This window comes from Actinomycetospora callitridis, assembly GCF_028737265.1.
Taxonomy (GTDB): domain Bacteria; phylum Actinomycetota; class Actinomycetes; order Mycobacteriales; family Pseudonocardiaceae; genus Actinomycetospora; species Actinomycetospora callitridis.
This window is the reverse complement of the sequence record NZ_JAQZAK010000007.1, coordinates 1-13,394: the sequence shown is the minus strand read 5'-3', so window position 1 is coordinate 13,394 and position 13,394 is coordinate 1. Positions and strand designations below refer to the sequence as shown.

The 13,394-nt window shown below is 73.1% G+C and carries 10 protein-coding genes and 2 tRNA genes; 4 read left to right on the top strand and 8 right to left on the bottom strand.

Going from position 1 to position 13,394, the window contains the following annotated elements; all coding sequences use genetic code 11:
- Window positions 1–66 precede the first annotated feature (66 nt).
- Together fdh and PH191_RS20525 are read right to left on the bottom strand one after the other, a co-directional pair.
- Window positions 67–3,348, bottom strand: a complete 3,282-nt coding sequence (gene fdh, locus PH191_RS20530) for a formate dehydrogenase (RefSeq protein ID WP_274196495.1) — start codon at window positions 3,346–3,348, stop codon at window positions 67–69.
- A gap of 79 nt (window positions 3,349–3,427) precedes the next feature.
- Window positions 3,428–3,523: transfer RNA gene (locus PH191_RS20525), tRNA-Sec, on the bottom strand.
- 193 nt (window positions 3,524–3,716) lie between these two features.
- Here PH191_RS20525 and PH191_RS20520 point away from each other — a divergent pair.
- Window positions 3,717–5,210, top strand: coding sequence for a gluconokinase (locus PH191_RS20520; RefSeq protein WP_274196494.1), 1,494 nt, complete (start codon window positions 3,717–3,719; stop codon window positions 5,208–5,210).
- On the opposite strand, the gene PH191_RS20515 is transcribed toward PH191_RS20520, so the two are convergent.
- The 4 genes from PH191_RS20515 to PH191_RS20500 form a co-directional block, all read right to left on the bottom strand.
- Window positions 5,207–6,631, bottom strand: a complete 1,425-nt coding sequence (locus PH191_RS20515) for a WS/DGAT/MGAT family O-acyltransferase (RefSeq protein ID WP_274196493.1) — start codon at window positions 6,629–6,631, stop codon at window positions 5,207–5,209. The two genes, PH191_RS20520 and PH191_RS20515, sit on opposite strands and share 4 nt — an antisense overlap.
- Window positions 6,632–6,713: 82 nt before the next feature.
- Complete coding sequence (locus PH191_RS20510; RefSeq protein WP_274196492.1) at window positions 6,714–7,325, bottom strand: SRPBCC family protein; 612 nt, start codon at window positions 7,323–7,325, stop codon at window positions 6,714–6,716.
- Window positions 7,325–7,699, bottom strand: a complete 375-nt coding sequence (locus PH191_RS20505) for an ArsR/SmtB family transcription factor (RefSeq protein WP_274196491.1) — start codon at window positions 7,697–7,699, stop codon at window positions 7,325–7,327. The genes PH191_RS20510 and PH191_RS20505 overlap by 1 nt, the downstream gene beginning before the upstream one ends.
- A gap of 43 nt (window positions 7,700–7,742) precedes the next feature.
- Window positions 7,743–8,294 (bottom strand): putative glycolipid-binding domain-containing protein, encoded by a 552-nt coding sequence (locus PH191_RS20500; RefSeq protein WP_274196490.1) that lies wholly within the window; start codon window positions 8,292–8,294, stop codon window positions 7,743–7,745.
- An 86-nt stretch (window positions 8,295–8,380) separates the two neighbouring features.
- Here PH191_RS20500 and PH191_RS20495 point away from each other — a divergent pair, with 86 nt between their 5' ends.
- Window positions 8,381–9,301: an SDR family oxidoreductase gene (locus PH191_RS20495; RefSeq protein ID WP_274196489.1), complete on the top strand. Its 921-nt coding sequence runs from the start codon at window positions 8,381–8,383 to the stop codon at window positions 9,299–9,301.
- Window positions 9,302–9,304: 3 nt separating this feature from the next.
- Here the strand turns inward: PH191_RS20495 and PH191_RS20490 are convergent, their stop codons facing one another.
- Window positions 9,305–9,850 carry a TetR/AcrR family transcriptional regulator gene (locus PH191_RS20490; protein ID WP_274196488.1) on the bottom strand — a complete coding sequence of 182 codons (546 nt, stop codon included), beginning with the start codon at window positions 9,848–9,850 and terminating at the stop codon, window positions 9,305–9,307.
- Window positions 9,851–9,874: 24 nt separating this feature from the next.
- Here PH191_RS20490 and PH191_RS20485 point away from each other — a divergent pair, with 24 nt between their 5' ends.
- Window positions 9,875–10,702, top strand: a complete 828-nt coding sequence (locus PH191_RS20485) for an alpha/beta fold hydrolase (protein WP_274196487.1) — start codon at window positions 9,875–9,877, stop codon at window positions 10,700–10,702.
- A 3-nt stretch (window positions 10,703–10,705) separates the two neighbouring features.
- On the opposite strand, the gene PH191_RS20480 is transcribed toward PH191_RS20485, so the two are convergent.
- A tRNA-Arg gene (locus PH191_RS20480) sits at window positions 10,706–10,778 on the bottom strand.
- A gap of 62 nt (window positions 10,779–10,840) precedes the next feature.
- Between PH191_RS20480 and PH191_RS20475 the strand changes: the two genes are divergently transcribed.
- A complete protein-coding gene (locus PH191_RS20475) occupies window positions 10,841–12,985 on the top strand; it encodes a bifunctional copper resistance protein CopD/cytochrome c oxidase assembly protein (RefSeq protein WP_274196486.1) in 2,145 nt (714 codons plus the stop codon).
- Window positions 12,986–13,394 lie beyond the last annotated feature (409 nt).

Sequence of the window (13,394 nt, the reverse complement as noted above, 5' to 3'; positions counted from 1 at the left end):
ACGTCGCCGCGCCGGAGAAGGCGTCGAAGAGCTTTCCCGTCGCTCCGCTCGCCCCGAAGAGGTTCGTCACGTGTTGCCTCCCGGCTCCACCCCGGCCTTGCGCCGGTAGGACTCGACGAAGTCGAGCAGCGCCGGCCCGCGGGGACGGCGTCCCGGCTGGATGTCGCAGGTGGCCACCTTGGACTCCTGGATGTGGACGTTCGGGTCCATCACGACGCCGAGCAGATCGTTGGCCGGGTCGCCGGTCGAGAGCCCGTTCGACCCCCAGTGGTACGGCAACCCGATCTGGTGGACCGTCTGGTCCCCGATCCGCAGCGGTTTCATGCGCTCGGTCACGAGGACCCGGGCCTCGATCGCCGTGCGGGCCGAGATCAGCGTCGCCCAGCCCAGGTGCTCGAGGTTCCGCTCCGCGGCCAGCGCGGGGGAGACCTCGCAGAAGAACTCCGGTTGGAGCTCGGAGAGGTAGCCGAGGAACCGGCTCATCCCGCCCGCGGTGTGGTGCTCGGTGAGCCGGTAGGTCAGGAACGCGTACGGATACACCTCGCTCTGCGAGGGGTTGATCCGGTTCCAGGCCCGGTCGATGCGCTCGAGGGCGGGGTTGTCCTGCTGCTCGTGCAGCAGGTTTGCCACCGGCGACTCCACCGGCTCGTAGTGCGTCGGCATCGGCCCGTCCGCGAGCCCGGCGGGCGCGTAGAGCCACGCCTTCCCGTCGGTCTGCATGATGAACGCGTCGGTGCCGGCCAGGGCGTCCTGGCGCGTGGCGCCCTCGGCGGGGACGTACGACGGCGGCTTGGTCGCCTCGAAGTCCGGGATGTCGTGGCCCGTCCACGTGTCGTTCTCGGCGTCCCACCAGACGAGGGCCTTGCGCTCGCTCCACGGGCGGCCCTCGGCGTCGGCCGACGCACGGTTGTAGAGCGTGCGCCGGTTCGCCGGCCACGCCCAGCCCCACTCGGCGGCCACCCAGTCCTGCTCGGAGCCGGGCTTGCGACGGTCGGCCTGGTTGACGCCGTCCTTGTAGACGCCGGTGTAGATCCAGCAGCCCGCCGTCGTGGAGCCGTCCGCCTTCAGCTGGGTGTAGCTCGAGAGCGGGTTCCCGTCGGCGTCGTAGCCGTTGATCTCGCCGAGCACCGACTCGGGATCGGGCTCCTCGTGGACACCGAACGTCGGGTAGTCCCAGGTGAGGTCGAGCAGGGGCCGGTCGCGCTCGTCGGTCGACCCGGCGAGCTTCTCCCGGATCTTCTTGCCGAGGTGGAAGTAGAAGTGCAGCTCCGAGCGCGCATCACCCGGCGGGTGCGCGGCCTCGCGGCGCCACTGCAGCAGCCGCTGGGTGTTGGTGAAGGTGCCGGCCTTCTCGGTGTGGTTCGCGCACGGCAGGAAGAAGACCTCGGTCCCGATGTCCTCGGTCCGCAGCTCCTCGGTCTCGATCTCGGGCCCGTCCTTCCAGAACGTGGCCGTCTCGATCATCTGCATGTCGCGGACCACGAGCCACTCGAGGTTGGCCAGGCCGAGGCGCTGCATCTTCCCGTTGGCGTGCCCGACCGCCGGGTTCTCGCCGACGACGAAGTACCCGTAGGTCTTCCGGTCGATCTGGTCGCGCACGATCCCGTAGGTGCCGTGGTCGCCGGTGAGACGGGGCAGGTAGTCGAACGCGAAGTCGTTCTCGGGGGTCGCCGCGTCGCCCCACCAGGCCTTGAGCAGGCTCACCATGTAGGTGTCCATGTTGCCCCAGAAGCCTGTCTTCGCGGCGTCGGCGTCGAGGAAGCTCCGCAGGTCGTCGTGCAGGTGCGCGTTCGGCATCGGGATGTAGCCGGGCAGCAGGTCGTAGAGCGTGGGGATGTCCGTCGAGCCCTGGATGCTGGCGTGCCCGCGCAGCGCGAGGATGCCGCCGCCCGGACGCCCCATGTTGCCCAGCAGCGTCTGCAGGATCGCGGCTCCGCGGATGTACTGCGCCCCGACGCTGTGGTGCGTCCAGCCCACCGAATAGACCCACGCCGTGGTGCGCTCGCGGCCCGAGTTCTCCGTGATCGCCCGAGCGACCTGCAGGAACTCCTCGACGCCCATGCCGCACACGCGGGAGACGGCCTCGGGCGTGTAGCGGGAGTAGTGCCGCTTGAGCACCTGGTAGACGCAGCGCGGGTGCTGCAGGGTCTCGTCGCGCTGCGGGGTGCTGGTGGCGTGGGCGGCGTCGCCGGCTCCGCCCCCGGTGTCCGACGCCATCGCGGCGTGGTGCTCGCGCTGCCGGCCCTCGTCGCTCTGGCCCGACCCGTCGGCCTGCTCGCGGAGGTCGGCCTCCCAGTGGTCGCGCATCCCGGCGGCCGGGGCCTCGTACTCGACACCCTCGAGCTGCCAGCTGATCGGGTCGTAGCGCCCGGTGTCGGCGTTGTAGCCGGAGAAGATCCCGGCCATGTCCTCGGTGTCGACGAAGTCCTCACCGACGAGGTCCGCGGCGTTCGTGAACGTCGTGACGTACTCGCGGAAGTCCTCGCCCTCGGTGAGCACGTAGTTGATCAGTCCGCCGAGGAAGGCGATGTCCGCGCCCGCACGGAACGGCACGTGCAGGTCGGCCACGGCGCTGGTGCGCGTGAACCGCGGGTCGACATGGATGATCTTGGCGCCGCGCGCCTTCGCCTCCATGACCCACTGGAAGCCCACGGGGTGGGCCTCCGCCATGTTCGAGCCCTCGATGACGATGCAGTCCGAGTGCTGCAGGTCCTGCTGGAAGTTCGAGGCACCGCCACGACCGAAGCTGGTCCCCAGACCGGGGACGGTGGCGCTGTGTCAAATACGCGCCTGGTTCTCCACCTGGATCGCGCCGAGCGCCATGAACAGCTTCTTGATGAGGTAGTTCTCCTCGTTGTCCAGCGTCGCGCCGCCCAGGCTCGAGAAGCCCAGCGTGCGCCGCAGGACGCGGCCTTCCTCATCGGTGTCCTGCCAGCCCTTGCGGCGGGCGTCGATGACGCGGTCGGCGATCATGTCGAGCGCCGTGTCGAGGTCGAGGTCCTCCCACTCGGTGCCGTACGGACGCCGGTAGCGCACCGTCGTCACCCGCGACGGCGAGGTCACCAGCGACGTCGACGCCGAGCCCTTCGGGCACAGGCGCCCGCGCGAGACGGGGGAGTCGGGGTCGCCCTCGATCTGGGTGACGCGCCCGTCGCGGACGTAGACGTTCTGTCCGCAGCCCACCGCGCAGTACGGGCAGACCGACTTGACGACCTCGTCGGCGTCCGAGGTCCGCGGCCCGAGGGCCTGCGTCCGCGGGGACTGCACGGCGGACCCGCGACCGAGGGGATCCGAACCCGTGGCCTGCCGGAACATCGGCCACTCGCCCAGCCAGGTGCGTGCACCCATGCAGGAACCCCCTGAGATGTGGTGGACGTTGCGGTGTGGTGGATGTTGCGGCCTGGGCACGTCGTCTGGACCCGGGTTCTGGCGGAGGCGGACGGGAATCGAACCCGCCTGGCCGAGATGCTCGACCACTACGGTGTTGAAGACCGCGGGGGCCACCAGGCACCCTGACGCCTCCGCACCGCAGCCTAGGTGGGCCCCCCGGGCCGCGCAGTTCGGGGCACGCCGAGGTTCAGGCGGACGCGCCGGCGGGGAAACAAGCCCGTCGTGTGGACCGCGAGCGACACCCGAATGGTGGTGACGGCCGCCGCCGTCGCGATCGTGTCGGTGGTCGGTCTCGTGCTCGTGCTGCTGTCGAGCCTCGTCGTCTGATGCCGGAGCCCGACCTGGTCCTCGGCGTCGACATCGGCACCACCGCCACCAAGGCCGTCGCCTTCGCGTCCGACGGCACCGACCACGGGCACGGCGAGGCCCCGCACCACCTCGACGAGCCCGAGCCCGGCGCCGCCGTCCAGGACCCCGAGGCGATCTGGGAGGCCGTCGGCGACGCGGTGCGCGACGCCGTGGCGCAGGTCGACCCCGGGCGGGTCGCGGCGCTGTCGTTCAGCTCCGCCATGCACGGCCTGCTCGCCCTCGACGCCCGCGGCGACCCCGTCGGACCGCTGCTGACCTGGGCCGACAGCCGCGCCGCCGACGTCGCCCGCGAGCTCCGGGCCCGCGAGGGCGCCCTGGCCCTGCACCGGCGCACCGGCACCCCGATCCACCCCATGAGCCCGCTGGTCAAGCTCGCCTGGCTGCGCCGCGCGCGCCCGAGCCTGCACGCCGCGGCGCACACCTGGGGCGGCATCAAGGAGTTCGTCCTCGCGCGGGCCACCGGCGCCCGGGTCGCCGACACCTCGTGCGCCTCGGGCACCGGCCTGCTCGACGTCGCGACCGGCGCCTGGGACCCCGAGGCCCTGGCGATCGCCGGCATCACCGCCGACGCGCTGGGGGAGCCGGTCGCGACGACAGCCGTCGTCGGGGAGCTCCGGGTCCGCGACTGGGGCCTCCCGGCCGGCGTCCCCGTCGTCGCCGGGGGAGGAGACGGGCCCCTGGCCAACCTGGGCGTCGGCGCCGTCCGGCCGGGCGTCGCGGCCTGCTCGATCGGCACCAGCGGCGCGCTGCGGGTCGCCGTCGAACGGCCCGCCGTCGACCCGCGCGGACGGGTGTTCTGCTACGGCCTGGCCGACCGGCGCTGGGTGGTCGGCGGGGCGATCACGAACGGCGGCCTCGTGCTCGACTGGGCGCGCGAGACGCTCCACCGCGACGTCGACGACCTCCTCGCCGCGGCCGACGCCGTACCCGCGGGTGCCGACGGGCTGCTCGCCCTGCCCCACCTGCTGCCCGAGCGCGCCCCGCACTGGGACATCGGCGGCGCGGGCGCGCTGGTCGGCCTGCACCGCCGACACACCGCAGGCCACGTCGCACGCGCCCTGCTCGAGGGCGTCTGCCTGCAGCTGCGCCTGGTGCTCGACTCGCTGCGCGAAGCGGGCCTCGCCGTCGACGAGGTCCGCGCGACCGGCGGCTTCGCGCGCAGCACGCTCTGGCGCCGCCTGCTCACCGACGCGCTCGACCTGCCCGTCGGCTTCCCGACCGTCGACCAGGGCCCTGCGTTCGGGGCAGCGTTCGGGGCCGCGCTGCTCGGGATGCAGGGCGTCGGGCTGCTCCCGCCGGGTCCCGACGGGCTCGTCGGCGCCGCCGAGCAGATCCCGCTCGGCGAGACGCTCCGGCCGGGCCCCGACGCCGCCGTGTACGCCGCGCGCCTGCCCTTCTTCGAGCAGGTGCACGACGTGCTCGGCGACGTCACGGCCGAGCTGGGGACCTAGGTCGGGTCGGCCTCGTCGGCGACGGCCTCCAGCTCGACCAGCGCGTCCTCGAGGTAGCCCAGCAGGTGCTGCAGGTGCGGCACCGCGCGCCGGTCGCCGGTCACGCCGATCTCCATGCTGTCCGCGTAGGACATCACGGTGATGTTGAGGGCCTGCCCGTCGAGCGGCACCGAGATCGGGTAGATCCCGTCGAGCCGCGCGCCCTCCCAGTACAGCGGGTCCTTGGGCCCGGGCACGTTGGAGATGATCAGGTTGAAGCCCTGGTTGATCGCCGACGAGCCCGGCACCAGGCCGAGCCCGATGGGCGCCGCGACGACGGCGGAGAGCGCGGCGATCGTCATCGGGTCGCGGCCCTGCAGGTTCTCCTTGGCCGCGAGGCCCGACTGGCGGATCTTCCGCAGGCGCTCGGACGGATCGGGCTCGTCCGTCGCCAGGTTCACCAGGATCGCGCCGAGCGCGTTGCCGGAGCCGGAGTCCGCGAGCGCGACGGGCAGCGCGGCGACGAGCGGCTTCTCGGGCAGCCCGTCGTGGGCCTCGAGGTAGCGCCGCAGCGCCCCGGCGCTCATCGCGAGCATGACGTCGTTCACCGTCGTGCCCGTGCGCTCGCGCACCCGCTGGATGCGCTTGAGCGGCCAGGACTGCGCGGCGAACCGCCGCGCCCCGGTGATCGGGACGTTGAGCATCGTCGGGGGCGCCTCGAAGGGCAGCGCCAGGTCGTGCTCGACGAGCCCGCGGTAGGCCGACGACACGAGCGCCGGCCCGACGTTGAGCGACTGCCCGACGCCCTCGGCGAGCGTGCCGGCCGTGCGCAGCGCGCCGCCGACGTACTCGCGCGCCGACCCGAGCCACCCCGACGGCCCGGGCGCCGGCTCGCCGACCGGGCGGCTGGCGCGGCCCGGTCGGGGATCGACGGCCCAGAACGGCGCCATGTCCCGCTTCTCCGGGTCGGTGCTCAGGGACTTCTCGAGGTGCTTCATGGCGCGGACGCCGTCCATCATCGCGTGGTGGATCTTGCTGTAGACCGCGAAGCGGTCCCCCTCCACGCCCTCGATGAGGTGGAACTCCCACAGCGGCCGGTGCCGGTCGAGCAGGCTGCCGTGCAGGCGGGAGACGAGCTCGAGCAGCTCGCGGATGCGGCCCGGACCCGGCAGGGCCGAGAGGCGCACGTGGTACTCGATGTCGATGTCGTCGTCGTTCACCCAGGCCCACTGGCCCAGCGTCGAGACGCCGCGGGTCGCCCGCCGGCGGAACAGGGGCGCGATGTCGACGTCGCCGGACACGAGCGTCCGGTGCAGGTTCGCGAGGTAGTCGGGTCCCGCGCCCTCGGGGCGGTCGAAGAGCATCAGCGAGCCCACGTGGGTGGGCCGCTCGCGCGACTCCGCCAGCAGGAACATCGCGTCCCGGAACGACATCGTCGCCATCGACACCCCTCTCGACCACGGCTCGGCCACCCGGCCGAGCGCGCCGCCGACAGTCTGACCTACCGGCCGGTTCGTGTCGTGGTCACCGGGGGTCGGGGACGAACTGGGCCAGCGCGGCCTGCTTCCCGCCCTCGATCTCCTCGGCGGTCGCCGCGCCGCTCGCCTCCGCGGCCGCCACCCAGCGGTCGATCGAGTGCCGGTTGAACTCGACGACCTCCGGCGACTCCGCCGCCGCGACGGGGTCGCCGACGGCCTCGCCGCGGACGAACAGGCCGAGCCCCATGAGCGCGCCGTCCCAGCCGGGGCCGACGAACAGCGCGCCCGCGGCGCTGCCGGCCATCGCCAGCGGCACGGTGTGCTCCAGCTCGAGCACGGTGTCCTCGTCGTCGGCCTCCAGGCGCACTTCGACGACGCTGGTCTCGTGCCCGAACGTCACCCGCAGCAGCCGCGGCGGGGTGCACGTGAGGATGTCCCCGCCCGCGTTGCCCTCCAACTGGAACGAACCGCCCTCGCGCAGGTCGCCGTTCAGGGGCAGGAACCAGCGCACGATGCGGTCGGGCTCGGTCAGCGCGCTCCACAGGTCGGCCGGCTCGGTCGGGTAGCGCCGGCGCAGCAGCACGCGGACGGTGTCGCCGTCGACCGCGTCGAGGTCGACCTGGCGGTGGATGGCGTCGAGCTCGGAGAAGAGGTCCATCAGCTGTCCTCGGGGGTGGGGTCGGGGGTGGGGTCGGGGGTGGGGGAACGCCTGCGCTCGCGCTTGCCGCGGGCGATCTCGGTACCGAGGGCGTCGAGGCGCTGCTCCCAGAACTGCCGGAAGCGCCCGATCCACGCGTCGACCTCGCGGAGCCCCTCGGCGTCGACCGAGTAGAGCCGGCGCGTGCCCTCGGCCCGCACCGAGGCCAGCCCGTTCTCCCTCAGCACCCGCAGGTGCTGCGAGACGCCGGGCTGCGAGATGCCGAACTCCTCGTGGATGTGCTCGACGACGGCCCCGGACGCCAGCTCCCCGTCGGCGAGGAGCTCGAGGATCCGGCGGCGGACCGGATCGCCGAGGACGTCCATGGCGTGCACGGCGGCGAACGTAGCAGCGAGAGCTTATATAAGTCGAGGCTGCTCAGAACGCTCGGCGCGCGATTCCCGGGTAGTCGACGACGAGGCCGGCGTCGTCGTAGGTGAGGACGGCGGAGAAGTCGCCGTCCGAGGTGTAGGCGAACCGGTGCCCGTCGAGGCGGCGGTAGGTCTGGTCGAGACGGACGACCGAGAGGTCCAGCGCGCGCACGTACACGGCGGGCGACGGGGTGACGTCCTCCGTCGTCAGCGCCAGGCGGTGGACCGGGAGCGTGTTCGTGCAGGCCGACGCCTCGAGGTCGACGTCGACGAGGCCGTCGAGGTGGGGCGCGGGCGCGCCGTCGACCGTCCACCGGCCCTCGCCGTCGGACGCGACGGTCACCTCGCGCGGCCCGGCGAGCGTGTCGGACCACACGCGGGCCGAGCGCGTGCGCCACCCGTCGTCGAGCGTGATCTCGTAGCGCACCGCGTACGGCTGCCCGTCCTCCACGGCGGAGGTGTGTCCCCGCAGCCGGCCGGGCGCGATGTAGACGACCTCGAAGCCGTCCACGGCGTCCACGAACCGCCAGGCGGCGGACGCGGGGAGGTCGGTCAGCACCCGGCGAGCCAAGCGTGTCCCCGGTGGTGGCGGCAACCCTCGCGGGTTCTCGAGGGTTGTCGGGGGTTCGTGCGACGGTCACCGGCGTGACCGCACAGCTCGCTCTCGACGGCACCGTCGCCCTGGTCGCCGGGGCCACCCGCGGGGCCGGCCGGGGTATCGCCGTCGAGCTCGGTGCCGCGGGCGCCACCGTCTACGTCACCGGGCGCAGCACCCGGGCGCAGCGCTCGGAGTACGACCGCCCCGAGACGATCGAGGACACCGCCGACCTGGTCGCCGCCGCGGGTGGGCGCGGTGTCGCGGTGCCCACCGACCACCTCGATCCCGGGGCCGTCGCCGCTCTCGTCGCCCGGATCGAGCGCGAGCAGGGCCGGCTGGACGTGCTGGTCAACGACATCTGGGGTGGAGAGCTCATGGTCGAGTGGGACGTGCCGGTCTGGGAGCACGATCTCGCCAACGGGCTGCGGACGCTGCGCCTGGCGATCGACACCCACCTCGTGACGGCCCACCGCGCCATGGGGCTGCTCGCGCGACGGCCCGGGGGACTCGTCGTCGAGGTCACCGACGGCACCGCCGACCACAACGACCGCCACTACAGGCTCAACGTCTACTACGACCTCGCCAAGATCGCGCCGATCCGCCTCGCCCGGTCGTGGGCGCACGAGCTCGCGGCCCACGGGGGCACGGCGGTGGCGGTCACGCCGGGCTCGATGCGGTCGGAGATCATGCTCGAGCACTTCGGGGTGTCGGAGGAGACCTGGCGCGACGCCCTCGCCCGCGAGCCGCACTTCGCGATCTCGGAGACGCCCCGGTTCGTGGGTCGGGGTGTGGCCGCGCTGGCCGCCGACCCGGGTCGCGCCCGCTGGAACGCGATGTCCACGTCGTCGGGCGAGCTCGCCGCGTTCTACGGGTTCACCGACCTCGACGGCTCCCGGCCCGACTGCTGGCGCTACGTGGACGAGGTCCAGGACCCCGGGCGCCCGGCCGACACCACGGGGTACCGCTGAGGTTCAGGCCTCGTCCAGCAGCTCCGCCGCCGTCCGACGGGCGCGGCGGAGGCGGTCCGCATCGCCCTCCAGGCCGGCCCGCACCATCGCGCCCTCGAGGAGGAGGGACAGGTGCTCGGCGAGCGCTTCGTCCCCCAGGGCGTCGCGCAGCAGGTCCTCGACCTCGGCCTTCTGACGCGCCACCGCCTCCCGGCCGGGGTCGCCGGTCGGCAGCTCACCCGCGGCGTTGAGCAGTCCGCATCCCCGGAACGGGTCGTCGACCCCGTCGAGGTAGGCGTCGAACACCGTCACGGCCCGGGCGCCGGGCCCCGCCCCTGCGGGCAGGGCCTCGACCCGGCGCCGGTGCCGCTCGAGGAACTCCTGGTGCCGCCGCTCCAGGTAGGCCGACACCAGGTCGGCCTTCGAGGCGAAGTTGTTGTAGAGGCTCATCTTCGCGACGCCCGCGTCCGCGATGATCACGTCGATCCCGGTCGCCGCCACGCCGCGGGCGTAGAAGCGCTCCGAGGCGGCGTCGAGGATCCGGGCTCGGGCCGGGATTCTGTCGCTCATGCTAGGTAGACTAGTCTACCTAGCATGACCTTCCTCGACCGGAACCTGCTCGTCGACGGCGTCCGGCTCGCCTACCGCGATCGCGGCGAGGGCGAGCCCGTCGTCTTCGTCCACGGCACGCCGTCCTGGTCCCACGAATGGCGCCACGTCGTCCCGGCCGTCGAGGCGGCCGGCCACCGCGTCGTCACCTACGATCTGCTCGGGTACGGCGACTCCGAGCGGCCCCTCGACCGCGACACCTCCGTCGCCGCCCAGACCGACCTGCTGCTCGGCCTGCTCGACGAGCTGGGCCTCGAGCGCCCGAGCCTCATCACCCACGACATCGGCGGCGCGATCGGCCAGCGGATCGCGGTCCTGCACCCGCAGCGGGCCCGCCGGCTCATGCTCATCGACACGGTCAGCTACGACTCGTGGCCGTCGGAGACCTGGCGGGAGATCATCAGGACCCGGCTCGAGAGCTACGCCGCCATGTCGGCGGCGGACTTCGAGGAGATGCTGACGCGGCAGCTGCGCATGACGGTCGCGGGGACGATGGGCGACGACGACCTGCGCGCCTACCTCGCCCCGCACCGGACGCCGCTGGGGCGGACCTCGTTCTTCGAGCACCAGGTGCGGCACTACGACTCCCGGTACACCGAGGAGCTCACCGACCGGCTCGGGGACATCGCGATGCCCGTCCGCATCGTGTGGGGCGCGCGGGACCGGTGGCAGCCCGTCGGCTACGCCGAGCGCCTCGCCGCTGACATCCCCGGTGCCGGACTGGTCGTCGTGCCGGACGCCGGCCACTTCGTCATGGAGGACGAGCCGGAGCGGGTGACGCGCGAGGTGCTCGACTTCCTGGCGGGCTGCTGACGGCGCCCCCGGCAGGACTCGAACCTGCAACCGTCGGATTAGAAGGCCGATGCTCTGTCCGTTGAGCTACGGGGGCCGGCGCGGGGAAGCCTAACCGGACCGCACGGCGCTCCGACGGCGGCGACCTACCCTGGAGACGTGGCCACGACGACCCCGCCGCCCGCCGACGCGCCGGCACGCCCCTCCACCCCCGGGGCGTTGTTCGTCGCGCAGGTCGCGCCCCTGCTCGCCGTCGCCGCGGTGGTCGCGCTGGCGCTGAGCACGCTCTCGGGTGCGGCCACGTTCGCCCGCCTCGGGCTCCCCGACCCCGGCCCCGTCACGGTCTACGCCCTGCCGGTCGTGCGGGCGGTGAGCCAGATGGCGGCCGCCTCCACCGTGGGCTTCCTCATGCTGGCGGCCTTCTTCACGCCGCCCGCGTCCTCGGGCTGGCTCTCGGCCGACGGCTACCGCGCGATCCGCGTCGCGTCGTGGAGCGCGGCGGCCTGGTCCGCGGCCGCGCTGCTGATGATCCCGTTGAGTGCGGCCGACGCCTACGGCCGCCCGGTGTCCCAGATGCTCGACGCCCGGGTGCTCTCGGTCGCGGTCACCGGCATCGAGGGCACGACATCGTGGGCGCTGACCGCGCTGATCGCCCTCGTCGCCCTCGGGGTCACCCGCTTCGTGCTCGGGTGGGGCGCTGCCGTGGTCGGTCTCGGCGTCGCGCTCGCCGGGCTCCTCCCGCTCGCCCTCACCGGGCACTCGGCCGGCGGCAGCGACCACGACGTCGCCACCAACAGCCTCTTGCTCCACGTGCTCGCCGCCGCCGTGTGGGTGGGCGGGCTCGCCGCCGTCGTGACCCATCTCGTGGCGGGGGGCCGGCACCCGGGCCTCGCGGCCCGCCGGTTCTCGGCGGTGGCGCTCGTCTGCTGGGTGGTGCTCGCGCTCTCGGGCGTGCTGAACGTCCTGGTCCGGATCTCGCCCGCCGACCTCCTGACGAGCACGTACGGCGTCCTCGTCCTGGTCAAGGCCCTCGCTCTCGTCGCCCTCGGCGCCTTCGGTGCCTGGCACCGGCGCCACGCGCTCCCCGGCATCGAGGCGGGCAGCACCGCCGCGATGATCCGCTTCGGCGGGCTCGAGGTCCTCCTCATGGCGGCGACGATGGGCGTCGCCGTCGCCCTCGGACGCACCCCGCCGCCCGCGGCGCCCGCCCCCGAGCCCACGCGCATCGAGGCGCTCGTCGGCTACGCGGTGGACGAGCCCCTGACCGTCGCGGGCCTGCTCACCCAGTCCCGGTTCGACCTGCTGTTCGGCACGCTCGCGCTCGTCCTCGCCGGTCTGTACGTCACCGGGGTGCGGCGGCTGCGCGCCCGGGGCGACGCGTGGCCGGTGGGCCGCACCCTGTCCTGGCTCGTCGGCTGCCTCGCCCTGCTGGTCGCCACGTCCTCGGGCATCGGTCGCTACGCGCCGGTGACGTTCAGCGTGCACATGGGCCAGCACATGATCCTGAACATGCTGGTCCCGATCCTGCTGGTGCTCGGCGGCCCGGTGACGTTGCTGCTGCGGGCCCTGCCCCCGGCGGGCGCCGGGGCACCTCCGGGCCCCCGCGAGTGGGTGCTCTCCGCGGTCCACTCGCCGGTCGCGCGGGTGCTCACCCAGCCGCTGGTCGCCCTGGCGCTCTTCGTCGGCAGCTTCTACGCCCTGTACTTCTCGGGGCTGTTCGACGTCGCGCTGGAGTCCCACTGGGCCCACATCGCGATGAACATCCACTTCCTGCTCGTCGGACTGATCTTCTTCTGGCCCATCGTCGGCATCGACCCCAGCCCCCGGCAGCTGCCCCCCATCGGGCGCCTCGGCCTGCTCTTCGTCGCCATACCGCTGCACGCCTTCTTCGGCATCGCGGTGATGAGCTCCGCCACGGTCATCGGTGCGGGCTTCTACCAGCAGCTCGAGATGCCGTGGGTCGACCGCCTCGCCGACCAGACCACCGGCGGCGGACTCGCGTGGGCCACGGGCGAGCTCCCGATGCTCATCGTGCTGATCGCCCTGCTCGTGCAGTGGTCGCGCGCCGACGAGCGGACCGCCCGCCGGGACGACCGTCGTGCCGACCGCGACGGCGACCGCGACCTCAACGCCTACAACGCGATGCTGAAGTCGCTCGCCACCACCGGACGGCCGGCGCCGGCGGGGACGGCCCCGGAGCCGGCGCCGGAGTCGGCCTCGGCGACGGCTCCGGAGAGGGCGGAGAGCCCCGGGGGCGCGGGGGACGAGGACGCGCCCGCCGACCTGGGACGACGCCCACACTGACCCCGGGCCGCAGACCCCTCCCACGGGATCGCGTACAGTAGATGCCGCACCGGGGAACGGACGCGATCTCGCGGACGGCCGGTAGCCGACCGAGGTCCTCGGGCCTCGGGTACAGTCGAAGACAGCGATCCGGACCGGCGTTCCACGTGAGAGCCGATCGAGATCGCACCGCCTGAGTCCGAGCCGGACCGACCGGGACCCCCCGGAACAGCCGCTCGATCGGGTCGGGTAGAGTGGGAATCACCGCGAAGAACCGGGCCGGAAACGGCTCCGCAGAAGCGCGTGTGGTTGTCCTTTGAGAACTCAACAGTGTGCTGAATGTTTGGTGGGTTTTTCCCGTCGGCATCCGGGGTTTGTTGTCGGGTGTCGGTTTGGGTTTCTTTGAGTGCACCTGGTCTTGTTTGCCAGT